Consider the following 24,549-nt stretch of genomic DNA (forward strand, 5'->3'; position numbering starts at 1 on the left):
CCTCCGGCACCCTTGCCGTCCATGACGACCAACACCTCCGAGTCCTGCCTCACCCTGACCAGCCCCGCGGACATCCTGTCCGCCGTCCCCTACCTCGTCGGCTTCCACCCGAACAGCAGCCTGATCGTGATCGGCCTCGACGGCGGCCAGGCCAAGATGGTCGTCAGATGGGGCCTGCCGCTCCCGCCGGGGAGCCTCGCCCCGCTGGCGCCCCTGTTCGACCGCGAAGGCGTCACGCAGGCCGTCGTCATCGGCTATGGGCCGGGCGAGTTGGTCACCCCGGCGGTCGACGAGGCCCGGCTCGTGGCGGCCGAGGCCGGCGTCCGCGTCAGCGAGGCGCTGCGGGCCCACGAGGGCCGCTACTGGTCATACGTCTGCGACCTGCCGATGTGCTGCCCGGCGGACGGGACCCCGTACGACCCTTCCAGCAGCCAGATCGCCGCCGAGGCCACGGTGCGCGGCATGGTGGCGCTCCCCGACCGCGAGGCCCTGGAAGGCACCATCGCTCCCGTCACCGGCCCCGTGCGGATGGCGATGCGCCGCGCCACGGCCGACGCGATCGCCGAGACCCGCGCCCGGCTCGCGGCCGCCACGGACCTGGACGCCTTCGCCGCGCAGTTCGTGGCCGAAGGCCTGGCCAGGATCCGCTCGGCCCTGACCACGCAAACCGAAGGCGGCCGCCTGAGTGACGCGGAGGCGGCGAGACTGGGCCTGGACCTGACGATCATCAGGGTCCGCGACGAGGGCTGGACCCTCATGCACGAGTCCCACGTCTCACTGTGGAAGGACCTGACCCGCAGGCTGGAGCCCCGCTTCACGCCACCCGCCGCGGCCCTGCTGGCCATGGCCGCCTGGCGAGCGGGAGACAGCGTCCAGGCCACCATCGCCCTCGAACGCGCCCTGTCGATCGACCCCGGCTACTCGATGGCCAATCTGCTCATGCACGCACTCCAGAACCTGCTCTCGCCCGCCATCATGCGCGGCCGCCTCCCCACCCCGGCCGAACTCGACGCGGCGATGGGCGCGGCTCACAGTGGCTGGCTGCTGCCCCTGGTCAACCTCCTGGACGAGGAGGACCCACGGGCATGACCGCCCGGCCGGCGCACGGCGACCAAGCGGGCTGGCGGGGGGGTGACACGTATGACCTGGGGGTGCGGGCTAGAGGCTGCCCTCCTCACGGCGGCGGCGCTCGTTGTAGGCGCGCATGCGTTGGGGATAACCGGTGAGCTGAACGTCGTACACCGGCAAGGCAAGATCGCGGGCGACCTTGTGAATCACTGCGGGGGAGCCGACCCTGCGCCTGGTCCATTCGCCGTCGTCGGCCACCGCCACGGCGGTCGTGTCGGTGGCAAAAGTCTCTGGCTCGACATAAAACTCGACGCCACGCCGCGAACGGGCAAAGGCGATAAGCGCTTCGATGTCGGCGTCTGTCGCCTCACGGTCGAACTTCGCGATTTTAGGGCCGCGTCGCCGACGAAGGCCGTAGCGGTCTCGCCATCTCATGAATCCTTTTTATACCGTCTGGCGCGCTTGCGTCGGGGATGATCTAGGGGACAGATCGGGGATTCTCCCGATACCGCCGTCGAATTCCAGGACGCAGTATGAGAGGTGACTGCCCGACTCACTAAGGAGAGGCATGGCGATTATGGCTGGGGTACCGACAACCCCTGGGCCGGGACAGGTGCCGCCAGCTCAACTGCGCGTCACCAACCAGGACCGAGAGCACGTGGTCGAGCACGTCAAGGCCGCTTACGCGGAGGGCCGCTTCGACAAGCTCGAGTTCGACGACCGGCTGGAGCGCGCGATGACGGCGCGCACCCACGGTGACCTGATGCCCATCATGACCGAGCTGTACGGCGCTCAGGCCGTGCCCCGGCTCGCTCCGCTGCCGCCGCCGGTGCGCTCTGAGCGCGCGCCGGAGAGCAACGAACGGCTCGGCGCAGCCGCCGCCCACCTGCTGACCCTCCTCGGCTTCCCGATCGCCGGCCCGCTCGTTCTGCTCCTGGCGATGGGCAAGACGTCCCCCTACATTCGCAGGCATGCCGTGGAGGCGCTCAATTTCCAGCTCACGGTGCTGGGGGCGACGATCCTGCTGCCGTTCACCGTCGTGGGCGTCATTCTGATCCCGTTCATCTGGGTCGCGGCGGTCGTCCTCGGCGTCGTCGGCGGCGTCTCGGCCCTGTCCGAAAGCAGCTTCCGCTATCCCATGACCCTCCGCCTGGTGAAATGACGCCATAGGCTCGATGTCCCGGCAGATCACCCCCGCCCTGCGCCGAGACCATGACCTCCGCGGGGCGGCGGTTTTCGGAGGTCATCCGGGCTTTGCGAGGCGCGCGGCGAATGCCCGCCGACCGGTGGCTCAGCGGGCGAGAACCTCATACTTGACCCTCATGACGCCCGCGCTCGTGTTACCGATGGCGGAGAAGGCGGCGGCGGACAGGTCGAGGCAGCGGCCGCCGACGTACGGGCCGCGGTCGTTGATGCGGACGGTGACCGATTCGCCGGTGTTGGGGTTGATCACGCGGACCTTGCTGCCCAGCGGGAGGGTCTTGTGCGCGGCGGTCATGGCGGAGGGGTTGAAGCGCTCACCGCTGGCCGTCATCTGGGGTTCGTCGTAGAACGAGGCGCCGCACGCACCGGACGACAGCACGCGGACCCTGGACTTCTTAGCCTCGACCGGCTGCTTCGTGGCTTCGACCGGTTTCTTCGCGGTCTCCGTCCTGGCCTCGGCAGGCTGCTGCGGAGGCTTGGTGGTCTTCGCGGGCGCGGCCGCCAGAGGCTTCGGGGCGGGGGAGGGCGTTTTCGGGCTGGACTGCCGGGCGGCCTCGTTGGGGGTCGCGGGCCGGCCGGTGGTTTCGGCGGGCTTGGCGGCGGTGGTCTGGGTGGGGGCCGGGTTCGGAGCGGCGGCGCTCTTGGGGGAGTCGTCGCCGGAGATGGCCGCCCAGGCGGCGGTCGAGCCGGTGGCGATGATGGCGGCGCCCGCCGCGATGGCAGCCCAGCGGCGCCTGCCGGAGGGGGACGGTTTCTGAGAGTGCTGACCCAAGGTGAACCACGGTCCTGGCTAGGGGATAGGGCAGGGAAAGGCCAGGCCACGGGGTTGGAGGAGTCGCAGCCGGCCGATCCGGGGACGGGATGGGGGATCCCGCACGGTGAGGACGAACATATGCGACAAAGGGGAAGTAAAGGCAACTTAATGGGACATTCGGTGATACATCTCACTTTGGTCACGAGATGCCCATGACGACCTGGGACGGATCCGCGTCCCGCTGACGTATCCGATCAGCGTCAGAACATGAGGGAGCGGACCGTGTCCACCGTGTCGGCGTCCTCGACCCGCTTGTCCAGGCGGTAGCGCAGGACGCGGGCGAAGCGGAGGGCCATGCCGCCGGGATAGCGGGGCGAGCGCTGCACGCCGTCGAAGGCGATCTCCACGACGAGCTCGGGCCGCAGGTTGACCGTCCAGGCGTCGGTCGGCCCCTCGGCCAGTTCCAGGAAGCGCTCGGTCTGCCAGGCCAGCAGCTCGTCCGTCAGGCCCTTGAAGGTCTTGCCGAGCATCACGAACCCGCCCTCCGGGTCGCGCGCGCCCAGGTGCAGGTTGGAGAGCTTGCCCTGGCGGCGGCCATGGCCCCACTCGGCGGCCAGGACCACCAGGTCGAGGGTGTGGCGGGGCTTGACCTTGATCCAGCCGGCGCCCCGGCGGCCCGCCGCGTACGGCGAGGACAGCGATTTGACCACCAGGCCCTCGTGCCCGGCCCGCACCACGTCGGTGAAGAACTTCTCCGCCTCCGCCACGTCACCCGTGACGAGCCGCGGCGTCAGCAGCCCCTGGGGGACCGCGCGGGCCAGGATCTCCTGGCGTCGCGCGTAAGGCAGGTCGAGCAGGTCTTCGCCGTCGACCTGCAGCGCGTCGAAGAAGAACACGCTCAGCGGCGTCTGCTCGCGCAGGTGGGCGACGTTGCTCCTGCTGCTCACCCGGCTCGCCGTGACCTGGAACGGGTGCGGCCGGCCGTCCGGGCGAAGCGCGATCACCTCGCCGTCCAGCACCAGGTCCTCGGACGGCAGCCCCAGGACGGCCTCGACCAGTTCGGGGACCTGCGGCGTGATGTCGTCGAGCGTACGAGTGAAGACCCTGACCTCGGAGCCGGAGCGATGGGCCTGCACGCGGACGCCGTCGAGCTTCCACTCCAGCGCCGCCGGCCCGCCGGCCTTCTCCAGGGCCGCGGCGACATTGGGCGCGCTGCCGGCCAGCATGGGAGAGACCGCCCGGCCCACCTCGAGGCGGAACGCGTGCAGCGCCGCCACCCCGCCGATCAGCGCCGCCGCCCCGACGGCCGGCAGCCAGCCGCGCAACGTGAGCGCCCGCCGCACGTCCGCCGCCGGCGCGCCGGACGCCTTGGCCACCGCTTCGATCATGACGCCGTCGAGCGCGCCCTGGCGCAGCTCGCCCTGCAGCAGCCGGAGCATGAACTGCTGCTCCTGGCTCGTCAGCCCCGCGAACAGCTCGGCCACCAGCGCCTTGCGCGCCGCCTGCGAGCCGGGGCCCGCGACCGACTTGATCCTGGTCAGCAGCTCGTCGACGGTGGTCAGCGTGGCGGTGGCGAGCAGTTTGGGCTGGGGGATGTCCTCCAGCGTGCGCCAGCCCACGCCCACCTGCCGCTGGGGCAGCTCGCCCGAGAGGTAGGAGATCGCGATCTCCGCCTCGTCCGGGCCGACCCGGCCCAGCAGCTCCGCCAGATGGGCGATCTTGCCAAGCCTGGCGGACGTGCGCGTCACCGCCTCGGAAACTCGGACCACGTCGATCAGAAGCACACGCCTATCGTGCCTCACGCCGCCGACATTCCCTATCCGATATCAGCGCAGTGTGTCGAGGTCGTGCCGCGCCTTCGGCGATGTCCGTCCGACGCACAGGCCGGAAGGAGGCGCACGCCCGATGTCCCCGTTCCGCGGATGCCCGCGGATCCCGCGAGGTGGCACACGCCAGCCGACGTCCACGAGATCGGTGTCCGTCAGCTGACGTGTGCCGACGCCTTCTCAGCGCACGCCGAGCAGGTCGACCACGAAGATGAGGGTCTCGTTCGGCTTGATGCGGGCGCCCGCGCCCCGGCTGCCGTAGCCGAGGTGCGGCGGGATGACCAGCTTGCGCCGGCCGCCGACCTTCATGCCCGCGACCCCCTGGTCCCAGCCCGCGATGACGCGTCCGCCGCCGAGCGGGAATTCGAACGCGTCGCCGCGGTTCCACGACGCGTCGAACTCCTCCCCGGTCGAGAAGGCGACGCCCACGTAGTGGACGCGAACCTGGTGGCCGGGCTTGGCCTCGGGACCGTCGCCTTCGATCAGGTCGACGATCTCCAGGTCGGCGGGCGGGTTGCCCTCGGGGAAGTCGATCTCGGGCTTCTCGAGTGCCACGAAGTGCTCCAATTGCGATTGTCGACGATGAGATTGACCCGACGACTCTATGCTCTCGGGATATCGTCATCGTTCATGGCCGCCCTTACTCCCGACGCGATTCTGCTCACCGGGCGCGTGGCCGTCGTCACCGGGGCGGCGCGAGGCATCGGGCTGGCGATCGCGGAGGCGTTCGCCGCGTTCGGCGCCCACGTCGCGGTCTGCGACCGCGACAAGCCGGACGCCGAGCTGGCGATGACGCTCGACGTGCGCGACGAGATGGCCGTGGAGGTGTTCGCCCAGGCCGTACGCGAGCGCTGGGGCCGCGTCGACGTGCTGGTCAACAATGCGGGCGGCACCTTCCACGCCGCGTTCGCCGACACCTCGCCGCGCGGCGAGCAGGTCCTCATCGAGGAGAACTTCACGCAGGTCACCGGCATGATCCGGCGGCTGCTGCCGTTGATGTCGCCCGGGTCCTCGATCATCAACGTGACCTCGAGCGAGGCGCACCAGGCCGCGCCGGGGTTCGCGGTGTACGCGGCGATGAAGGCCGCTCTGGAGAGCCTGACGCGATCGCTGGCCCTGGAGCTGGCGCCGAGGGGCATCAGGGTGAACGCGATCGCGCCCGACGCCCTCCGGACCGAGGGCGAGGAGGGCGTGCGCGAGCGCATGCTGGCCCGCCCGCTGCCTTATGAGCCGGTACGCGTGCCGCCGCTCGGCCGTCTCGGCGACCCAGGGGAGGCGGCAGGCGCGGCCGTGTTCCTGGCCGGCGATCTGGCCAGGTTCGTCACGGGGACGACGGTGCACGTGGACGGCGGGATCAACGCGGCCGGCGGCTGGCGGCGCACCTGAAGAAGATCACCAGCTCTGGTGCAGCGGCATGCCCTCGGTGTAGCCGGACGTGCTCTGGATCCCCACGACCGCCTGCTGGTGGAGCTCCTCCAGGCTCGACGCCCCCGCGTACGTGCACGCGGACCGCAGCCCCGCCACGATCGCGTCGATCTGGTCCTCCACGCTGGGCCGCTTCGGATCCAGGTACATCCTGGACGTGGAGATGCCCTCCTCGAACAGCGCCTTCCTGGCCCGCTCGAACGCCGAGTCCTCGGCCGTCCTGAGCCGCACGGCGCGCGCGGAGGCCATGCCGTAGTTCTCTTTGTACTTGCGCCCGTTGGCGTCGGTGTGGGTGTCACCCGGCGACTCGTACGTGCCGGCGAACCAGGACCCGATCATCACGTTCGAGGCCCCGGCGGCCAGCGCCAGGGCGACGTCGCGCGGGTGCCGCACGCCGCCGTCCGCCCACGCGTGCCGGCCCAGGCGGCGGGCCTCGGCGGCGCACTCCAGGACGGCGGAGAACTGCGGGCGCCCCACGCCGGTCATCATCCGCGTGGTGCACATGGCCCCGGGCCCGACGCCGACCTTGAGGATGTCGGCGCCGGCGGCCACGAGGTCGCGTACGCCCTCCGCGGTCACCACGTTGCCCGCCGCGACGGGCACGCCGGGATCCAGCGCCTTGACGGCCTGCAGAGCCGAGATCATCTTCTCCTGGTGGCCGTGCGCGGTGTCCACGACCAGGCAGTCGATCCCGGCCTCCAGGAGCTCCTTGGCCTTGGCGGCCACGTCGCCGTTCACGCCGACCGCCGCGGCGATGCGCAGGCGGCGCTGGGCGTCGACCGCGGGCTGGTAAAGGGTGGCGCGCAGGGCGCCCGTACGGGTGAGGATGCCGACCAGGCGGCCGCCGCCGTCCACAATGGGCGCCAGCCGGTGCCGGCCCTCGTGCAGCCGGTCGAACGCCGTGCGCGGGTCGAGCCCGGCCGGCAGCGTCAGCAGCTCGCTCGACATGACCTGCGACAGCTGCGTGAACATGTCCACGCCCTGGCAGTCGGCCTCGGTGACGACCCCGACGGGCCGGTTTTCCCAGTCGACGACGATGACCGCGCCGTGCGCCCGCTTGGGCAGCAGCTGCATGGCCTCACCGACGGTCTCGTGGGGAGTCAGCGTCAGCGGCGTGTCGTGGACGAGGTCGCGCTTCTTGACCCAGTCGACCACGTTCGCCACCACGTCCAGCGGTATGTCCTGCGGGATGACGGCGATGCCGCCCCGCCGCGCCACGGTCTCGGCCATGCGACGGCCCGCGACCGCGGTCATGTTGGCGACGACGATGGGGATGGTGGTGCCCGTGCCGTCATGGGTGGAGAGGTCGACCGCGAGCCGCGAACCGACCGAGGAGCGCGACGGCACCATGAAAACGTCGCTGTAGGTCAGATCGTGGTGCGGCTCGAGGTCATTAAGAAACTTCACGTTCAACCATCTTATGTGGGGACAGGGTCAACAAGGGGTTTCCCCGTTTCTCGGGGGCTTATGATCGGCCGGGACACATTTGGGGAGGGAGGGCCTGTGGACATCGCTGATCGGGCTGAGCTGACAGTGGTCGGCTTCGCAATACGGACCACCAACGCCGATGAAATGGATCCGGCGCGGGCCAAACTGCCCACGCTGTGGCAGCGGGCGGGGGCGCCGGGGGCCTTCGCGCACGTGCCCGGACGCGTCGACGAGAACCTCTACGCCGTGCTGACCGACTACGAGAGCGACCACAACGGCGCTTACACGGAGATCGTCGGCATCGCCGTGCGGACCGTGCCGCGGCTGCCCGAGGGCATGGTGGCCGTGCGCGTGCCGGCCGCGCAGGTGCTGAAGGTCCAGGCCCGCGGCCAGCTGCCGCAGGCGCTCGCCGAGGCGTGGCAGCAGGTGCGGAAGCACACCGAGTCGGGCGGCACCCCGTCCCGCGCGTTCACGACGGATCTCGAGGTGCACCACCCGGAGGGCGTGGACCTCTACATCGCCGTCTGACCAGGAAATCCGAGCGCGGCGGCCGCCGCTTCGGTGGCCGCCGGCTTGACCTGCTCCATCGGCAGGTGGGCGTATTCCACCGCGCGCCGTCAACGCGGCCAAGCGCATCGTCCCCGGCACCGGCTTCGACTTGTGGGCGCTCGCCTCGGCGGTGTGGCTGATCGACCGCCTGCCGGCCGGGGTCACCAGGGCCGCCGCCAAGATCAGCAGCAAGGGCGTGCGCCTGCACGACTCGATCGCGCTGAAGGACTACTCGGCCTTCAGCGCGGCCGCAGTTCGATAGGGAACGACGTCACGCCGCGGACGAAGGCGTTGGGCAGGATCCGCGGCCCGGCGTCGTCCGCCCAGGCCGCCTCCGCCACCCGGTCGAGCCACTCCTCGAAGAAGATTCGCAGCTCCAGCCGGGCCAGCGCGGCACCCAGGCAGAAGTGGGTGCCCAGGCCGAAGGCGATGTGCCCGCCCGGCTTCCTGGTCACGTCGAACACGTCCGGGTCGGCGAACACCTCGGGATCCCGGTTCGCCGATCCGTACATGAGCAGCACCTGCTGCCCCTTCGCGATCGCCTGCCCGTGCAGCGCGGTGTCACGGGTGGCGGCGCGGCACATGTTGAGTATCGGCGTGGTCCACCGGATGAACTCCTCCACCGCCCCCTCCATCAGCCCCCGCTCGTCGCGCAGCAGCCGCCACTGACCCGGATGGCGGATCAGCGCGTCGATCGCGGTGGCGATGACCGTCCTGGTGGTCTCGGCGCCGCCGTCGAGCAGCAGCAGCGCCTCGTTCGCCAGGTGGTCGTCGTCGTAGTCGGGGCTGGCGCACCACAGGGACAGCAGGTCGTCGCGCGGGCAGGCGCGGCGCTCGGCGGCCAGGTCCAGCACGGCCTGCCCGTACTCGCCGGCGGCGACGGCGGCCTCGTGCGTGACGTACCGCAGCCCGCCGCCGGCCACGATCGTGGTCTCGGACCAGTGCTTGAGCCGCGCCCATTCCTCGTCGGGGAACCCCAGCAGCCAGCCGATCACGCGGGCCGGCAGCGGTGCGGCCAGTTCGGTCACCGCGTCCACCCGGCCCCGCTCCAGCGCCCGATCGATCTGCTCGACGACGACCGCGCGGATCCGGGCGGCGTACTGCTCGCGCACGTGGCGGGGCGTGAAGCGGCGGTAGACGAGACGCCGGCGCTCGGCGTGCTCGGGATCGTCCATGCCGATCATCGAGGGGTCGGACGGCAGCTGGGGGCGGTAACCGACGGTGCTGGTCCACAGTCTCTGGTCGCGTTCGATGGCCGAGATGTCGGCGTGGCGGGAGATGCCCCACAGGCCGTTGGCCGCGTCGTGGTAGGCGGGGGCGTGCTCGCGGAGCCAGGCGTAGACGGGGGTCGGGTCGCCGGCGTACAGGTCGCCGTCGAGTAAGTCGATCATGCGAGCACCCCCTGGTCGCGCAGCTTGTCGGCGTCCTCTTGGGACAGGCCCCAGCCGGACAGGTCGGTCAGCCGGGTGGCGGGGGAGAGGTCCGGTGCGGGCGTGCCCAGCAGGCGGGGCGCGGGCAGCGGCTGCCTGACGTCCCCGACCTCGGTGAAGGAGCCGCGGGCGACGTTGTGCGGATGGGCGGCGGCCTCGTCCATGGACAGCACCGGCGACACGCACGCGTCCGAGCCCTCGAAGATCGCCTCCCACTCGGCCCGCGTCCTGGTCCTGAACTCCGCCGCCAGGCGGGCCTTCAGCGCGGGCCACTGGCTACTGTCGTTCCTGTCGGGCAGGTCGGTCAGGCCCATCAGCGTCACCATCGCGTCCCAGAACTGTGGCTCCAGCGCTCCCACCGCGACGAACCGCCCGTCGGCGGTCTCGTACGTGTCGTACTGCGGAGCCCCGGTGTCCAGCAGGTTCGTGCCGCGCGGCCCCCAGAACCCGCTCTGCACGGCGTGGTAGAACATCGAGAACAGGATCGCCGCCCCGTCCACCATGGCCGCGTCGATCACCCGGCCCTTCCCGGTGCGCTCGCGCTCGAACAGGGCGAGCAGCACGCCGTACGCGAGCATGAGCCCGCCGCCGGCGAAGTCTCCCAGGATGTTGATCGGCGGCGTCGGCTTGTCCCCCGCGCGGCCCAGCATCGACAGGATGCCGGAGATCGCGATGTAGTCGATGTCGTGCCCGGCCCTGGGCGCCAGCGGCCCGTCCTGCCCCCAGCCGGTCATCCGCCCGTAGACCAGGCGCTCGTTCACCGCGAGCAGATCGTCGGGCCCGATTCCGAGCCGTTCGGCCACGCCCGGCCGGAACACCTCGATGACCACGTCGGCGTGCCGCGCCAGCTCCTTGAACGCCGCCACGCCCTCAGCCGCCTTCAGATCCAGCCCGATCGTGCGCTTGCCGCGGTCCATGACATCGGTACGCGGCCGGTCGGAGACCGCCTTGACCCGGTCCACCCGCAGCACCTCGGCGCCGTGATCGGCCAGCATCATCCCCGCGAACGGACCGGGAGCCAGCCCGGCGAGCTCCAGCACACGTACCCCGGCCAGCGGACCCTGGCGAACTTCAGACATGCCCACAGTAGAACAACATTCGGTGACCTGTGGCAACCCGGCTTCGTGACCTTCGGACGAAGTTGTACGAGGTATGGGAAACTTGCCCACTGTTCGTGGTGTTCTACAGGGGACGGACATGGTTTCGGAAAGCAACCGGCTCATCGCCAGACGCTACGAGTTAGTGCGCGAGCTGGGCCGCGGGGGAATGGGCGTGGTCTGGGAAGGCCGGGACACGCTGCTCAACCGGCAGGTCGCCATCAAGGAAGTGGTGCTGCCGGACGGGCTGTCGCCGGGCGACCAGGAACGCCATCTCATGCGTACCGTCCGCGAGGCCCGTACGGCGGCCAAGCTCAACCACCCGTCCGTCGTCGGCATCTACGACGTCGTCGAGGAAGACGGCCGCCCGTGGATCGTCATGGAGCTGCTGCGCTGCCCGACGATCGAGGAGGTCGTGCTCAGCACGGGCGCGCTGCCGGTGCGCGAGGCGGCCGCCGTGGGCAGGCAGGTGCTGTCGGCGCTGAGGACCGCCCACGAGGCGGGGATCCTGCACCGGGACGTCAAGCCCAGCAACATCCTCATGACCGAGGACGGCCGGGCCGTGCTCACCGACTTCGGCATCGCCACCGTCGAGGGCGACTCGTCGCTCACCAGCACCGGCATGGTCACGGGCTCGCCGAGCTTCCTGGCTCCGGAACGGGTCCGCGCCGCCGACGCGGGCCCGGCCTCCGACCTGTGGTCGCTGGGCGCCACGCTGTACGCGTGCATGGTGGGGCGCTCGCCGTTCGAGCGGGGCGACCCCATGGCCACGCTCAACGCGCTGCTCAGCGAGGAGCCCGACTACCGGCGCATCCCGCCGATCATGCACCCGGTGCTGCGCGGCCTGCTGCGGAAGGAACCCGAGGACCGGGTGGACGCCGAGGAGGCCGACCGGCTGCTCGAGGCCATCGCCGCGACCAAGCCCGCCGCCGACGACCGGGACGTGCCCGACAAGAAGGGCGGCGGCCGCGGCCGGGCGCTGATCGCCGGGGGCGCGGCGGCGGCGCTGGTCGTCGCCGTTGGCGCGGCGGGCTACTTCAAGTTCGCCTCTCCCGCCGAAGGCACCCCCCGCGCGAGCGCCCAGCCGGCCGCGGCGACCAGTCCGCTCACGCCGAGCGCGGCCCAGACGCCGGCGCCCAGCGCGACGCCCACGCCGAGCGTGACGCGGGCGGCTCCCGCCGTACGGGCGTGGACGTCGCCCGACGGCTGGTCGATCATGCGGCCGATCGGCTGGAAGGGCGCGCGGCAGGAGGCCTACACCGAGTGGACGCGCCGGGACGGGAACGCGCATCTCGGAGTCCAGGCAATCTACTCCAAACTCGACCCGAACGAGATCATGCGCGACTCGGGGGAAACGCTCTCGCAGAATGCCGAGAACGTCGTCAACCGCGGCCGCAGGACCGTCACGCACCAGGGCGTCAGAGCCGTGGAATGGCAGTTCTCCTGGACCGCCGGCGCGGCCGGCGACGCGCCGTGGGCCACGCCGGGCACGCGCTACCGCGAGGTACGCAGGGCGCTGGCCATCGGCGACACCGCGTACATCCTGTCCTGGACGGTCGCCGAGAACCAGTGGCTCCGTAGCAGAGGACTGATGCGGCAGGTGATCAACAGCTTTACTGTGGGGACATGAGCCCCTGGAACCTGCTCGCGCTGCCGCCGCTCCCCGAGGACGTGATGCGCCACCTGCTGGCGCCGCTCGGCGACCGGGTGGACGTCCACGTGCCCGCGGCCCGCGACAAAGACGCCATGCTCGCGGCGCTGCCGGAGGCGGAGATCGTGCTCGGCGACTGGACGGGCACACTGGCGCTGGACGCCGAGGCGGTCAAGGCCGCGCCCCGGCTGGCCTTCGTCCAGCAGCCCTCCGTGGGCGTGGACGGGCACGACCTCGCCGCCCTGGCCGCGGCCGGGGTGCCACTGGCCAACACGCCGGGCGTCAGCGCCGTCGCGGTCGCGGAGTGGTGCCTGGCCGCCACGCTGGCGCTGTCGCGCAAGCTGGTCGCCGCCGACGCCGCCGTACGCGCGGGCGAATGGCCGCAGCAGGGCCTGCAACCTCACGAACTGCGCGGCCGCCGGGTCGGCGTCGTCGGTTACGGCCCGATCGGTGTGACCTGCGCCGAGATGTTCCGCGCCCTCGGCTGCCAGGTGTCGTTCTGGACCCGCACGCCCCGCGAAGACCCCGCCTTCGAGGACCTGGCGACGCTGGTCGCGAACAGTGACGTCGTGGTGGTCGTCATCGCGTTGTCGGACGAGACCCGCGACCTCATCGACCCGGCCCGCATGAAGCCGGGCGCCCTGCTCGTGAACGCCGCACGCGGCGGCGTCGTGAACCAGCGGGCCCTGGTCGCATCGTTGCGTCAGGGGCAGCTGGCCGGGGCCGCGCTGGACGTGTTCGACATCGAGCCGCCGCCCGCCGACGACCCGCTGCGCGAGCTGCCGAACGTCCTGCTGTCCCCGCACGTCGCCGGCGTCACCCCGGAGGCCACGGGCCGGTTGCTCGCGGCCACGCTCGACAATCTCACCGCCGCGATCGAGGGCCGCGAAGTGGACGGCGTGCTCAACGGCGCATCTGCCACTATCTGTAGAAAGTTTACGGAATAACCCGTTGTATGCGCATTTCACCTGGCACTATGAACAGTTTTCGTGTCTTTAACGACCCCGGTCTGGTCGAGGTCGCCCGCGAGAGATAACGTCTTCTGGACGATCTCTACCAGCTCAAGGGGGTGCTTTCGTGACGACGCTGTCGACACACCAACGGGCAGTAGAGCAGATCCGGCAGTCGTACGCCGAGATCCCGGGTGATGCCGCGCCCCGGCTGGCCAAATCGACGTCCAACCTCTTCAGGTTCCGTGACTCCGCGAAAACGGCCAAGCTCTCGGCCAAAGATCTCGACGAGGTCATCAGTGTCGACCCCGAGACCATGACGGCCGAGGTCCAGGGCATGACCACCTACGAGCACCTGGTCGACGCCACACTCCCGCACGGGCTCATGCCGTACGTCGTGCCGCAGCTCAAGACCATCACTCTGGGTGGCGCTGTGACCGGGCTGGGCATCGAGTCCACCAGCTTCAGGGACGGCCTGCCGCACGAGTCGGTGGAGGAGCTCGAGATCCTCACCGGCGACGGCCGCGTCGTCGTGGCCCGCGACGACAACGAGCACCGCGACCTCTTCCGCGCCTTCCCCAACTCCTACGGCACCCTCGGCTACGCGCTGCGCATCAAGATCAAGCTGCGCCAGGTCCAGCCGTACGTGCACCTCACGCACGTCAAGTTCACCGACGCGGCCAAATGCATGCTCGCCATGCAGGAGATCTGCGACAGCATGGTGCACGACGGCGAGAGCGTCGACTTCGTGGACGGGGTCTTCTTCGAGCCGGGCGAGATGTACATCACGGTCGGCCGCTTCTCCGACCGCGCCCCCTACATCTCCGACTACACCGGCATGCGCATTTACTACCAGTCGATCAGGCAGCGCAACCGCGACTGGCTGACGATCCGCGACTACCTGTGGCGCTGGGACACCGACTGGTTCTGGTGCTCGCGCGCCTTCGGCGTGCAGCAGCCGGTGGTCCGCTCGCTCATGCCCCGCCGCTGGATGCGATCCGACGTCTACCGCCGCCTGGTCGCCCTGGATCGGAAGCTCGGCGTGACGGCCCGCATCGACCGCTGGCGCGGCCAGCCGGTGCAGGAGTCGGTCATCCAGGACGTCGAGACGCCCATCGAGCGCGGCGCGGAGTTCCTGGAGCTCTTCCACGACAAAGTCGGCATGACGCCGGTGTGGATGTGCCCGCTGCGGGCCGCCTCCCGCTGGCCGCTCTACCCGCTGGAGCCTGGCAAGCTCTACGTCAACTTCGGCTTCTGGGGAATGGTGCCGCTGCCACGCGGACAGTTCGACGGCTACTACAACCAGCTCATCGAGCGTACGGTGCACGAGCTCGACGGTCACAAGTCGCTCTACTCCACCTCTTTCTACGCTCGCGAGCAGTTCTGGCAGCTGTACAACGGCGACGCCTACTGGCCGGTAAAGCGGGAATACGACCGGAACGGTCGCCTGCTGGACCTGTACGACAAATGTGTGCGGGGAAGGTGAGTTGAGTCGATGGCTCTCGCAACCATCTTTGAGAAGATCGTCGGCGCTGACGCGAACATCGCGTTCATGGCCTATGACGGCAGTAAGGCAGGTCCGGACGGGGCCGACCTCGCCCTCGAGGTCAAATCCCCGATCGCGGTGGCGTACCTGGCCCAAGCCCCGGGGGAGCTGGGCCTGGCCAGGGCGTACATCGCCGGTCACATCGACGTGCACGGTGACCTCTACACGTTGCTCGACCGCATGTGGAACATCACCACCAACGACCTGACCACCTCCGAGAAGATCGCCGCGGTCCGCTCGCTGGGCGTCAAGCCGCTCCTCATGCGCGTGCCCCCACCCCCGCAGGAAGTCCGGCACAGCACCCTGGCCAGGCTGGGCTCCCGCCACGCCAAGCAGCGCGACGCCGAGGCCATCCACCACCACTACGACGTCTCCAACCGCTTCTACGAGTGGGTCCTGGGCCCGTCCATGGCCTACACCTGCGCCGTCTTCCCGGGGGAGGACGCGACGCTGGAAGAGGCCCAATACGCCAAGTTCGACCTGGTGGCCCGCAAGCTGGACCTCAAGCCCGGCATGCGCCTGCTCGACGTGGGCTGCGGCTGGGGCGGCATGGTCATGCACGCCGCCAAGCACTACGGCGTCAAGGCGCTCGGCGTGACCCTGAGCAAGCAGCAGGCGGAATGGGCACAGAAGGCCATCGCCGACGCGGGCTTGCAGGACCTGGCCGAGGTGCGCCACATGGACTACCGCGACGTCGAGGAGACCGGGTTCGACGCGGTCAGCTCCATCGGCCTGACCGAGCACATCGGCAAGGCGAACCTCCCGTCGTACTTCTCCTTCCTGTACGGCAAGCTGAAGACCGGCGGCCGGCTGCTGAACCACTGCATCACCAGGCCGACCGGCAAGGAGAAGACGTTCAACAAGGGCGGCTTCATCAACAAGTACGTCTTCCCCGACGGCGAGCTGGAGTCGGTGGGCTGGCTGGTCAGGCAGATGGAGGACACGGGCTTCGAGATCCGCCACGAGGAGAACCTCCGCGAGCACTACGCCAAGACGCTCAGGCACTGGTGCGACAACCTGGACGCCAACTGGGAGGACGCGGTCCAGGAGGTCGGCATGGGCACCGCGAGGGTGTGGGCTCTTTACATGGCCGGCTGCATCGTGGGCTTCGAACGCAACAAGATCCAGCTCCACCAGGTGCTCGGCGTCAAACTGGACCAGAACGGCCGCTCCAGCGTCCCTCTCCGCCCAGCCCTCAACTGGCCCTGAGCCCAGCCCTTCCAGGGACTCCCAAGGACCTGTGCGCTTGCGTGAACCGCGATGGAGTTTGCGGTTCACGCAAGCCAACCGACGTCCACGACCGCCTTGCCCGCGATTTTGCGATCGATCAGCGCCCGGGCGGCCTCGGCGACCCGCTCCCACGGGCCCCGCCAGTCCACCTCCGGTGACAGCTTGCCGGCCGCGACGAAGCCGAGCAGCGTGGCGAGGTCGGGTCCGACCTCGTGGACGTCGCCGAACGTGCTCATCGTCTTCGCGGCGCCGATGGAGAACAGCGAGTACGGCGCGAACACCACCGGCTCGCCGGACGCCCAGCCGATGTTCTGCACGCCCCCGCCTGGCGCGAGCAACTCCCAGGCGGCGGCCAGCTGGGGTCCGCCCACGTTGTCGAGGATGAGGTCGACCGGCTGATCGATGCTGTCCAGGCCGATCACCACCTCGTGGGCGCCCAGCTCGGCCAGGCCCTCGGCGCGGGCCGGCGAGCCTACCGAGGCGATGACGTGGGCGCCGCCCAGGGCCGCGAGCTGGACCGCGTACCGGCCTACGCCGCCGGCCGCGCCGGTGATCAGCACTCGGCGGCCAAGGATGGAGCGGGAACGCAGGGTGCGGAGCGCGGTGATGCCGGCCATCGGCAGGGCGGCGGCGTCGGCCAGATCGACCCGGTCGGGGACCTCCGCCACGGCTGTGGTGTCCACCGCCATCCGCTGCGCCCAGGCGCCGGGGCCGAACGCCGCGACCCTTGTTCCCGCGGCCGGTCCGGTGCCATCCGCCGCGGCACGTGCCACGACTCCCGCGGCGTCGTAGCCGTGCACGGTCCCGGGCGGCCGCCGGCCGGCGAAGGCGACCTCGCCGCGGTTGAGCGAGATATGGCGGACGTCGAGGACAAGCTGGTGGGGCGCGGGCTCGGGCTCGGGGGCCGTGGTGAGACGCAGGGAACCGGGGGGCGTCGGGATCGACGACCAGAGCGTGCATGACCATCTCCAGGGATGCAGAAAAAAGTATCCGGACTGTCGGTCCGCTTCGTGTGGCACGCTAGCATATTCGGACCAACAGTCCGCAACAGGGAAATGAGGACCGCCATGGCGGAGGGCGCAGACCGCGTCCGAAGGGCGGAGCGCGCCGAAGGGGCGGGGCGCGCCCATAGCACCCAGCGGACCGAACGCCGCACCGAGCGCGCCGATGCGGTTCGCAACCGCCAGGCCGTCCTGCGTGCGACGGAGCAGCTCCTGGCCGAGGGCGGTGGCGATCACGTGTCGCTCGATCGCGTCGCCGCCCTGGCCGGGGTGGGGAAAGGTACGGTGTTCCGCCGTTTCGGAAGTCGCGCCGGGCTCCTGCAGGCACTGCTGGAGGAGAGGTCGCGCGAGCTGCGCGACGCCGTCACGCACGGCCCGCCGCCGCTGGGCCCCGGCGCGCCCGCCCGGGAGCGGCTGCTCGCGTTCCTCGACGGGCTCGGCGCGATCGCCGAGGGCAACGCCGTCCTGCTGGCCGCGCACGAGCAGGCCTGCGCCGAGGACAAGTACGCCGACCCGAGCTACCTGTCCTGGCACCGCCACCTCGGCACCCTGCTCGCCGCCGCACGCCCCGACCTCGACGCCGAGTTCCTCGCCCACGCCATCCTCGCGGTCTTCGACGGCGACCTCATCCGCCACCTGACCCCGCCCGGCGATCCGCGCCGCTTCACCCGTTCCGTCCAGGGGATGGCCGTGGCCCTTCTTTCCGAGGCCGGGGGCGAGGTCCGAACCCCATAAGGTGGGAGACATGGGGGGCACTCAAGGATGCGTACGGCGTCCGGGTGCCCACTACACCGGGCACGGACCACCCGATGCTCTGCTGGAGATCGAGGACCGCCACCTCGACAAGTACGGCAGGACCTCCGCCGAGGTGGCGGGCTCGCTGATCGAGCGCGGCTACCGCATGCACGTATGGCACGGGCGCCGCTGGAACCGGACGGAAGAGGTGAGCACGCGACGGCGCAACTACCTCTTCACCAGGTGAACTACTTCCCGTCCTTGGGCGGGGCGGCGTGCTTGCCGCGGCTCACCTGGTGCTCGTCACGGTTGGGGCCTTCTTGCGGCTCCTCGGGCGTGTCCTTGGGGCTGTGGGGCTTCTCATGCCTGCCCACGCGACCTCCTCTTGCCTCACCTGATCGCTTATCGTGACTGATAGATTACAATCAGTCAGCTCTCGGTGTGAACGCGCAGGTCAGTTGTCAAGCAGGCCGGCTCGGGCAGGTCTGCTTCCGGTACGGCCCGGTGCAGGCGGGTGAGGGCGGCGGCCAGCGCGTGGACGTGTGCCGGGCCGGCGCGCCCGCCGGGGAGGCGGCTCATCACCACGATCGGCGGGGGTGGCGTCGAGGTCGGCCGTGACGGGCTGCGGTGCGGGGCCGCGGGCGCGCGCCGCCATCCGCGAGCCGCGAGTCCGGCGTCCCGGCCGACGTCGGCGGAGGGGTGCGTGCGAAGGCGGCCCTACCGCGCCAGCCCTTCCAGGGTGCCCGAGAGTCCGTCCCAGCTCTGCTCGGCATCCGGCGTGCGCCCGTGCGGCGAGCGGAACCACGCCACGAACTCGGCCACGTCGTCCAGGGCCCACCGCAGCCGGTAGAGCTCCAGCGCGGTCGGGTCCGGGGTGTGGCCGGTGGCGTCGGCGTACCGGGCGAGGTCGGCGGGATCCCGGGCGACCAGCCACAGGTCGCGCTCGGGGACGGCCAGCCCCACCGTGTCCCAGTCGACCAGCAGCCGCCGTTCGCCCGCCCGCAGCAGGTTGCCCGGGTGCGGCTCGCCGTGCGTGACGACGGACTCGCCGGTCTTGTCTGCCAGCCGGTCGAGGTCGGCCAGGCGGCGGCGCAGCACTCCGGCGTGCTCCGCGATCAGCTCCCTGGCGGGCTCGGCGTACGGGCCGCCCAGCCAGGGCCGGTTCGTCTCCTGGATCGCGTCCTCCAGCCAGGCCCGATTCGCCAGCTCGACCGGGCGGACGGGAGTGGAGAGCGGCGCAGGCGTACGATGCAGCTCGGCCAGCAGGTCGATGACGATGGCGCGCTCGTCCGGGGCCTGCTCCTCGCCGAAATGGCCGGCGGCGCCGCCGAGGAGCGGGAAGACGCTCATGGCGTAGCGGTGGCGGTCGAGCCGCCGGAGCGTCGCGCCGTCGGCCGCGCGCAGCGGCGCCACGACGAAGTCCAGCCCCGCCTCCTCGCTCAGCGCCGCCGCCGTGTCCATGGCCCGCCCGAGCTCGTCGTACGACTTGCGCCGCACGTCCGCGACGGTGACGAACCACCGCTCGTCGGCGACCCAGTGATAGTCGCCGAACCCCACCGGCGCGTAGTCGAGCCGGTCCGCGTCGATGCCCCACTCGCGCAGCGCGGGCCGCAGCAGTCCTTGGTCGAATTCCTCCGGTCGATCTCGCATGACGATCACGCTATCGAGCCCGATCGGCCCGCCTCATCCGGATTAACAGCTCGAAAGCCGCGATCACATCGGTCACGACGTGATCGGCTCCGCCCCCGGTGACCATCCCGCGGTCGATCCAGATCGTCCGCAGCCCCGCGTCCCGCCCACCTGCGACGTCCTTCACCGGGTCGTCCCCGACCATCCATCCGCCACCGCGCAACGACGTGCCACACCGCCTGGCGCCGATTTCGAACAGCCGCACATCGGGCTTCCGCACGCCTTCGGCGTCGGAGATCGCCCACCCGTCCACGCGCGCGGCCAGCCCCGTACGCTCAATCTTGCCCGTCTGGTTGTCGGTCATCCCGTTCGTCACGATCCCGACCGCCCACCCGGCCGCCCGTAAGCGATCGAGCCCGTCCAACACCTCATCACGGCACGTGACCAGGTACGGCAGCCGCGCACGGTAGGCCCGCCACAGCTCGTCCACCGATTCGGCCAGCCCGAACCGCTCGCGTACCAGACCGAAGAACGCGTCCATGGGCATCGACCCGTCCGCGTCCGTCTCCACCAGCCAGGACGCCGCCCCATCGCCCAGCTCCCGCTCCGCGGCGAACTCGGCGGCCCACCGCTCGAACGCGGCCAGCCGGTCGATCAGCGTGTTGTCCAGGTCGAAGAGGGCCAGGGGGCGCATCATGATCGGGAGTCTATGTCCGCTCGGCGAACAACCCGGGGACCACCCACGGCAACGCCCGACCGGAGCTCGCCACCCAATCCCGGATGATCGCGGGTCCGGCCTCTGGCCGGGTATGGAACCCCAGCGAGCGGCGCAGATGCTCGACCAGCGTGCCCTTCCCGGAGCCCGGCCCTCCGGTGAGAGCTACGTCGTGCTCGTTGTCTTCGGATATGAGGCAGGGTTGCCACGGCCCAGCCCGCTACGCAGTATCTATGTCATAACTGAATGATACAATTCACTTATGAGGAGTAACGCGCCCTCGCTCCTGCCCCTCTTCCGCTCCAACACCGTGGGAGAGTTCCTGGCCTGGACCTATCTCCATCCCGATGATGAATACTCGATCGCTGAGTTGGTCAAACTCCTCGGGGCGACACAGCCCACGCTGAGTCGCGAGGCGGATCGTCTGGTGGCAGCGGGATTGCTGATCGAACGGAGACGCGGCAACCTTCGGCTGCTCCGTGCCAACACGGACACCATCATGGCGAAACCGCTCACGGATCTGCTGGCCGTGACGTACGGTCCCGCCGCCGTCCTGGAGCCCCTGCTGCGCGACATCCCAGGGATCGAGGAGGCGTACATCTATGGATCCTGGGCCGCGAGATTCGCCAATCATCCCGGCCCGCCGCCAAAAGATGTCGATGTTCTCGTGATCGGCACAGCGGACGACGACGACCTATACACTGCTGCGCGCACGGCTGAGCGCGCCCTGGGACGTGAGGTCAACATCCACCGGATCAGTTCGGCGTCCTGGCGCCAGGATGGTCCCGATCCCTTCGTCGCGTCCGTACGCGGCAAGCCTTTGTATCCCTTGATCCAGGAAGGCGAAGTATGAGGTGGATGCAAGGACGCGATGAGATCGAAGCGATGCTGTCGGCCGGGCAACTGCAACGGGTGCCTCCCAGCCGCCAACACGCTGATCTGCTTCTCGTCCAGGCCGAGCGGCACCTCGAATTGGCCCGCAGCGGCGCTGCCACCGACCCCACTGGCGCGTACCAGCTTCTCTATGACGCCGCGCCAGGCGCGGGTGCCGCCCGCGCCTGGTGGTTGTCCTAGCGGAGCTCGCGCTTGAGGATCTTGCCTGTGGCCGTCATCGGCAGGGAATCGCGGAACTCGACGATCCGGGGGTATTTGTAGGCCGCCATGTTGTCCTTGGCCCAGGCGATCAGCTCGTCCTCGGTGATCGTCGCGCCCGGCGTCCTGATGATGTACGCCTTGATCTCCTCGCCGTGGGATTCGTGCGGAACTCCCACCACGGCGGCGAGCGACACGGCCTCGTGGGTCACCAGGACCTCTTCGAGCTCCCGCGGATAGACGTTGAACCCACCACGGATGATCATGTCCTTAGCCCGGTCGATGATGGCGTAGTAGCCGTCCGCGTCCCGCGTGGCGATGTCGCCGGTGCGGAACCAGCCGTCCCGCATGACCTCGGAAGTCGCCTCCGCGCGGCCGTAGTAGCCCTTCATGACGTTGTGGCCGCGGATGGCGATCTCGCCGGGGCCCTCGCCCTCGACGGTCTTCCAGTCGCCGTCGATCAGCTTCATCTGCACGCCCCAGATCGGGGTGCCGATCGTGCCGGGCTTGGTGACCCGGCCGGGCTGGTTGAAGCTGGCCACCGGCGAGGTCTCCGACAGCCCGTACCCCTCCAGGATGCCGAGGCCGAAGGTCTGCTCGAAGTCCTTGAGCACCTCGACCGGCGACGACGAGCCGCCCGCCACGGCCACTGCCAGCGAGCGGGGCACCTCCGCGCCCTCCGCGTGGATCTTGGTGAGCAGGCCCCAGTACATCGTCGGCACACCGGCGAAGAACGTGACGTTCTCCTTGGCCATGACCGCGAGGGCCTCGCCCGGGTCGAAGCGCGGCATCAGCACGACGGTGGCGCCGCGCAGGAAGCCCGTGTTCATGACGACCGACTGGCCGAAGGAGTGGAACAGCGGCAGCACCGCCAGGAACGTGTCCCCGCCGTCGGAGCTGGGGAACATCTTGTCGTTGACCATGGCGTTCAGCAGCATGTTCTGGTGGCTGAGCTCGGCACCCTTGGGCTGGCCCGTGGTGCCGGAGGTGTAGAGGATCACGGCGGTGTCGTCGGGTGCGGTCTGCACGGTCTCGAACTCGCTCGCCATCCCGCCGAGCGCGGCCCAGATCGACTCGCCGTACTCGGATTCGGTGGCGAGCGGGGTGGCCGGGAGCACGAAGAAGTGCTCGCAGCCCGCCGCGGCCTCGAAGCCGCTCTTGCCGCGCTCGCCGAGCGGCAGCTCCGGCGTGCCCTCGAAGCAGAACAGCGCCTTGGCGTCACTGTCGTCGAGGTGGTAGGCGATCTCGCGCGACTGGAGCAGCACGTTGAGCGGCACCACCGTCGCGCCGGCCTTCAGGATGCCGAAGTAGACGAACGGGAAGTACGGCAGGTTCGGGCACGCCAGCGCGACCTTGTCCCCCTTGCCGATACCCCGCGTCACCAGCAGGTTCGCGACCTGGTTGGCCACAGTGTCGATCATCGAGAATGGCAGCCGCATGTCACCGAAGACGATGGCCGTGCCGTCCGGGGCGTTCCTGGCGCTGTCCTCCAGGACGATCGACAGATTGAGCATGACGACTTCCTCCTCCTGAGTCCGCTTTAAGCGCCATCTTGCAGCACAGAGCAAACCGACCGGTAGGTAACCGGAGTAACAAGTGGATATGGACGCGCCTACCCACGCTGGAGTAAGCAAGTAGCAAGTTACTTCCCCCTTGGAGGGGCCATGGAGTACGACTACGTGATCGTCGGCGCGGGATCCGCCGGCTGTGTGCTGGCCAACAGGCTGTCGGCGGATCCGGGTGTGACGGTGGCGCTGGTCGAAGCGGGCGGGCAGGACGACAAGCTCGAGATCCGCATGCCGGCGGGCTTCGCGAAGCTGTTCAAGACCGATTGCGACTGGAACTACACCACGGCCAAACAGAGCGAGATGTCCGGCCGCGAGCTCTACTGGCCGCGCGGCCGCGTGATCGGCGGCTCGTCCTCGCTCAACGCCCAGATGTGGGTGCGCGGCTGCCGCCTGGACTACGACCAGTGGGGCGTGCCCGGCTGGTCCTATGACGACGTCCTGCCGTACTTCACCAGGGCGGAGCACCGCGTCGGCAGCAACCGGGGCGAGGTCTACGGCACGTCGGGGCCGCTCTACATCTCCGAGCTGCGCAGCCCCAACGTCACCACCGCCGCCTTCCTGAAGGCGTGCGAGGAGCTCGGCATCGAGCGGCTCGGCGAGCTCAACGGACCCTCCAACGAGGGTTACAGCCCCACCCCCGTCACCCAGAACCGCGGCCGCAGGTGGAGCTCCGCCGACGCCTACCTGCGCCCGGCCGCCGCGCGGCCCAACCTCACCGTGATCACTGCGGCCGCCGTGGAGCGGGTGCTGTTCGACGGCAGGCGCGCGGTCGGCATCGAGCACAGCGGCGGCGCCCAGGTCAGGGCCAGGGGCGAGGTCGTCCTGTCCGCGGGCGCGATCGGCTCGCCGTACCTGCTCATGCGCTCGGGTGTGGGCGCGGCCGACGAGCTGCGCGACGCCGGGATCGAGATCGTGCACGACCTGCCTGAGGTCGGCAAGAACCTGCAGGATCACCTCTCGACCGGTGTGTACGTCGAGTGCAGGCAGCCGGTGACGCTGACCAAGGCCGAGTCGATCGCCAATCTGCTGCGCTACATCGTGCTGCGCTCCGGCATGCTGACCACGAACGTGGGCGAGGCGGTCGCGTTCATCAGGACCTCGGCCGAGGAGCCCGCGCCCGACATCGAGCTGATCTTCGCGCCCGGGCCGTTCATCGACCACGGCCTCACCCCGCCGACCGGCCACGGGCTCACCGTCGGCGTCGTGCTGCTGCAGCCGGAAAGCCGCGGCAGGATCGGCCTCAACGGCAGGGACGTGCTGATCGACCCCGCCTACCTGACCGCGGAGGCCGACGTCAAACGGTTGATCGCCGGGCTCAAGACGGCCAAGCAGGTGGTCGCGAGCACCGCGATGAAGCCGTACGCGGGCGGCCCGATGGCGCCCTACTGGGCGCCGGAGAGCGACGAGGAGCTCGCCCAGTGGGTACGCGAGCGCGGCGAGACGCTCTATCACCCGGTCGGCACCTGCCGGATGGGCGTGGACGACGCCTCGGTCGTGGACCCCTCCCTGCGGGTACGCGGCGTCGAGGCGCTCCGGGTCGTGGATGTGTCGATCATGCCGACCCTGAACCGCGGCCACACCCACGCCCCCGCCATCATGATCGGCGAGAAGGGCGCCGATCTGATCAAGGGCTTGACGTAAGTGGCCACTTG

At 70.1% G+C, this 24,549-nt stretch carries 28 protein-coding genes; 14 read left to right on the forward strand and 14 right to left on the reverse strand.

Annotation, left to right across the window (positions count from 1 at the left end):
- Window positions 1-21: 21 nt before the first annotated feature.
- Window positions 22-1,089 carry a DUF4192 domain-containing protein gene (locus ACTMTI_RS46310; protein ID WP_441127233.1) on the forward strand — a complete coding sequence of 356 codons (1,068 nt, stop codon included), beginning with the start codon at window positions 22-24 and terminating at the stop codon, window positions 1,087-1,089.
- Between the two features lie 69 nt (window positions 1,090-1,158).
- On the opposite strand, the gene ACTMTI_RS46315 is transcribed toward ACTMTI_RS46310, so the two are convergent.
- The gene (locus ACTMTI_RS46315) at window positions 1,159-1,503 is read right to left on the reverse strand and encodes a hypothetical protein (RefSeq protein ID WP_441127234.1); all 345 of its coding nucleotides are present in this window, start codon (window positions 1,501-1,503) and stop codon (window positions 1,159-1,161) included.
- 133 nt (window positions 1,504-1,636) lie between these two features.
- Between ACTMTI_RS46315 and ACTMTI_RS46320 the strand changes: the two genes are divergently transcribed.
- The gene (locus ACTMTI_RS46320) at window positions 1,637-2,230 is read left to right on the forward strand and encodes a DUF1707 and DUF4870 domain-containing protein (protein ID WP_441127235.1); all 594 of its coding nucleotides are present in this window, start codon (window positions 1,637-1,639) and stop codon (window positions 2,228-2,230) included.
- A gap of 129 nt (window positions 2,231-2,359) precedes the next feature.
- Here ACTMTI_RS46320 and ACTMTI_RS46325 read toward each other — a convergent pair whose 3' ends face one another.
- From ACTMTI_RS46325 to ACTMTI_RS46335, 3 genes are all read right to left on the reverse strand, one after another.
- A complete protein-coding gene (locus ACTMTI_RS46325; protein ID WP_441127236.1) occupies window positions 2,360-3,043 on the reverse strand; it encodes a septal ring lytic transglycosylase RlpA family protein in 684 nt (227 codons plus the stop codon).
- A 242-nt stretch (window positions 3,044-3,285) separates the two neighbouring features.
- Window positions 3,286-4,809 carry an ATP-dependent DNA ligase gene (locus tag ACTMTI_RS46330; protein WP_441127237.1) on the reverse strand — a complete coding sequence of 508 codons (1,524 nt, stop codon included), beginning with the start codon at window positions 4,807-4,809 and terminating at the stop codon, window positions 3,286-3,288.
- A gap of 222 nt (window positions 4,810-5,031) precedes the next feature.
- Window positions 5,032-5,406, reverse strand: coding sequence for an FKBP-type peptidyl-prolyl cis-trans isomerase (locus ACTMTI_RS46335; RefSeq protein ID WP_441127238.1), 375 nt, complete (start codon window positions 5,404-5,406; stop codon window positions 5,032-5,034).
- A gap of 75 nt (window positions 5,407-5,481) precedes the next feature.
- Here ACTMTI_RS46335 and ACTMTI_RS46340 point away from each other — a divergent pair, with 75 nt between their 5' ends.
- Window positions 5,482-6,237, forward strand: coding sequence for an SDR family NAD(P)-dependent oxidoreductase (locus ACTMTI_RS46340; protein WP_441127239.1), 756 nt, complete (start codon window positions 5,482-5,484; stop codon window positions 6,235-6,237).
- 6 nt (window positions 6,238-6,243) lie between these two features.
- Here ACTMTI_RS46340 and ACTMTI_RS46345 read toward each other — a convergent pair whose 3' ends face one another.
- The gene (locus ACTMTI_RS46345; RefSeq protein ID WP_441127240.1) at window positions 6,244-7,683 is read right to left on the reverse strand and encodes a GuaB1 family IMP dehydrogenase-related protein; all 1,440 of its coding nucleotides are present in this window, start codon (window positions 7,681-7,683) and stop codon (window positions 6,244-6,246) included.
- Between the two features lie 96 nt (window positions 7,684-7,779).
- Here ACTMTI_RS46345 and ACTMTI_RS46350 point away from each other — a divergent pair, with 96 nt between their 5' ends.
- Both ACTMTI_RS46350 and ACTMTI_RS46355 read left to right on the forward strand, forming a co-directional pair.
- Window positions 7,780-8,232 carry a GyrI-like domain-containing protein gene (locus ACTMTI_RS46350; protein WP_441127241.1) on the forward strand — a complete coding sequence of 151 codons (453 nt, stop codon included), beginning with the start codon at window positions 7,780-7,782 and terminating at the stop codon, window positions 8,230-8,232.
- Window positions 8,233-8,362: 130 nt separating this feature from the next.
- Complete coding sequence (locus ACTMTI_RS46355) at window positions 8,363-8,515, forward strand: hypothetical protein (RefSeq protein ID WP_441127242.1); 153 nt, start codon at window positions 8,363-8,365, stop codon at window positions 8,513-8,515.
- On the opposite strand, the gene ACTMTI_RS46360 is transcribed toward ACTMTI_RS46355, so the two are convergent.
- Window positions 8,493-9,644 carry a cytochrome P450 gene (locus ACTMTI_RS46360; RefSeq protein ID WP_441127243.1) on the reverse strand — a complete coding sequence of 384 codons (1,152 nt, stop codon included), beginning with the start codon at window positions 9,642-9,644 and terminating at the stop codon, window positions 8,493-8,495. The genes ACTMTI_RS46355 and ACTMTI_RS46360 overlap by 23 nt on opposite strands.
- Complete coding sequence (locus tag ACTMTI_RS46365) at window positions 9,641-10,762, reverse strand: CaiB/BaiF CoA transferase family protein (RefSeq protein WP_441127244.1); 1,122 nt, start codon at window positions 10,760-10,762, stop codon at window positions 9,641-9,643. The genes ACTMTI_RS46360 and ACTMTI_RS46365 overlap by 4 nt, the downstream gene beginning before the upstream one ends.
- 118 nt (window positions 10,763-10,880) lie before the next feature.
- Here ACTMTI_RS46365 and ACTMTI_RS46370 point away from each other — a divergent pair, with 118 nt between their 5' ends.
- From ACTMTI_RS46370 to ACTMTI_RS46385, 4 genes are all read left to right on the forward strand, one after another.
- A complete protein-coding gene (locus tag ACTMTI_RS46370) occupies window positions 10,881-12,410 on the forward strand; it encodes a protein kinase domain-containing protein (RefSeq protein ID WP_441127245.1) in 1,530 nt (509 codons plus the stop codon).
- Window positions 12,407-13,378 (forward strand): NAD(P)-dependent oxidoreductase, encoded by a 972-nt coding sequence (locus ACTMTI_RS46375; protein ID WP_441127246.1) that lies wholly within the window; start codon window positions 12,407-12,409, stop codon window positions 13,376-13,378. The genes ACTMTI_RS46370 and ACTMTI_RS46375 overlap by 4 nt, the downstream gene beginning before the upstream one ends.
- A gap of 130 nt (window positions 13,379-13,508) precedes the next feature.
- Window positions 13,509-14,867, forward strand: a complete 1,359-nt coding sequence (locus tag ACTMTI_RS46380) for an FAD-binding oxidoreductase (protein WP_441127247.1) — start codon at window positions 13,509-13,511, stop codon at window positions 14,865-14,867.
- Window positions 14,868-14,876: 9 nt separating this feature from the next.
- Window positions 14,877-16,136 (forward strand): class I SAM-dependent methyltransferase, encoded by a 1,260-nt coding sequence (locus ACTMTI_RS46385; RefSeq protein WP_441127248.1) that lies wholly within the window; start codon window positions 14,877-14,879, stop codon window positions 16,134-16,136.
- Between the two features lie 65 nt (window positions 16,137-16,201).
- On the opposite strand, the gene ACTMTI_RS46390 is transcribed toward ACTMTI_RS46385, so the two are convergent.
- A complete protein-coding gene (locus tag ACTMTI_RS46390) occupies window positions 16,202-17,176 on the reverse strand; it encodes a zinc-binding dehydrogenase (protein WP_441127249.1) in 975 nt (324 codons plus the stop codon).
- Window positions 17,177-17,224: 48 nt separating this feature from the next.
- Between ACTMTI_RS46390 and ACTMTI_RS46395 the strand changes: the two genes are divergently transcribed.
- Together ACTMTI_RS46395 and ACTMTI_RS46400 are read left to right on the forward strand one after the other, a co-directional pair.
- The gene (locus ACTMTI_RS46395; RefSeq protein ID WP_441127250.1) at window positions 17,225-17,893 is read left to right on the forward strand and encodes a TetR/AcrR family transcriptional regulator; all 669 of its coding nucleotides are present in this window, start codon (window positions 17,225-17,227) and stop codon (window positions 17,891-17,893) included.
- Between the two features lie 10 nt (window positions 17,894-17,903).
- A complete protein-coding gene (locus tag ACTMTI_RS46400) occupies window positions 17,904-18,140 on the forward strand; it encodes a hypothetical protein (RefSeq protein WP_441127251.1) in 237 nt (78 codons plus the stop codon).
- 1 nt (window position 18,141) lies between these two features.
- Here the strand turns inward: ACTMTI_RS46400 and ACTMTI_RS46405 are convergent, their stop codons facing one another.
- From ACTMTI_RS46405 to ACTMTI_RS46425, 5 genes are all read right to left on the reverse strand, one after another.
- Window positions 18,142-18,267, reverse strand: a complete 126-nt coding sequence (locus ACTMTI_RS46405; protein ID WP_441127252.1) for a hypothetical protein — start codon at window positions 18,265-18,267, stop codon at window positions 18,142-18,144.
- 55 nt (window positions 18,268-18,322) lie between these two features.
- Entirely contained in the window at window positions 18,323-18,472 is a 150-nt protein-coding gene (locus ACTMTI_RS46410; protein ID WP_441127253.1) for a hypothetical protein, read from the reverse strand.
- 138 nt (window positions 18,473-18,610) lie between these two features.
- A complete protein-coding gene (locus ACTMTI_RS46415) occupies window positions 18,611-19,543 on the reverse strand; it encodes a phosphotransferase (protein ID WP_441127254.1) in 933 nt (310 codons plus the stop codon).
- Window positions 19,544-19,553: 10 nt separating this feature from the next.
- Window positions 19,554-20,219 (reverse strand): HAD family hydrolase, encoded by a 666-nt coding sequence (locus tag ACTMTI_RS46420; RefSeq protein WP_441127255.1) that lies wholly within the window; start codon window positions 20,217-20,219, stop codon window positions 19,554-19,556.
- Between the two features lie 10 nt (window positions 20,220-20,229).
- Window positions 20,230-20,430 carry an AAA family ATPase gene (locus tag ACTMTI_RS46425; protein ID WP_441127312.1) on the reverse strand — a complete coding sequence of 67 codons (201 nt, stop codon included), beginning with the start codon at window positions 20,428-20,430 and terminating at the stop codon, window positions 20,230-20,232.
- 69 nt (window positions 20,431-20,499) lie between these two features.
- On the opposite strand from ACTMTI_RS46425, the gene ACTMTI_RS46430 reads away from it, so the two are divergent.
- Window positions 20,500-21,090 (forward strand): hypothetical protein, encoded by a 591-nt coding sequence (locus tag ACTMTI_RS46430; RefSeq protein WP_441127256.1) that lies wholly within the window; start codon window positions 20,500-20,502, stop codon window positions 21,088-21,090.
- 5 nt (window positions 21,091-21,095) lie between these two features.
- Window positions 21,096-21,311 (forward strand): hypothetical protein, encoded by a 216-nt coding sequence (locus ACTMTI_RS46435; RefSeq protein WP_441127257.1) that lies wholly within the window; start codon window positions 21,096-21,098, stop codon window positions 21,309-21,311.
- Here the strand turns inward: ACTMTI_RS46435 and ACTMTI_RS46440 are convergent.
- The gene (locus ACTMTI_RS46440; protein WP_441127258.1) at window positions 21,308-22,843 is read right to left on the reverse strand and encodes a long-chain-fatty-acid--CoA ligase; all 1,536 of its coding nucleotides are present in this window, start codon (window positions 22,841-22,843) and stop codon (window positions 21,308-21,310) included. The two genes, ACTMTI_RS46435 and ACTMTI_RS46440, sit on opposite strands and share 4 nt — an antisense overlap.
- Before the next feature lie 150 nt (window positions 22,844-22,993).
- Between ACTMTI_RS46440 and ACTMTI_RS46445 the strand changes: the two genes are divergently transcribed.
- On the forward strand, window positions 22,994-24,538 hold the full coding sequence (locus tag ACTMTI_RS46445) for a GMC family oxidoreductase (protein WP_441127259.1): 1,545 nt from the start codon (window positions 22,994-22,996) through the stop codon (window positions 24,536-24,538).
- The last annotated feature ends 11 nt before the right edge of the window (window positions 24,539-24,549 follow it).

Origin of the sequence: Nonomuraea sp. H19, assembly GCF_052068215.1 — a bacterium.
GTDB lineage: Bacteria > Actinomycetota > Actinomycetes > Streptosporangiales > Streptosporangiaceae > Nonomuraea.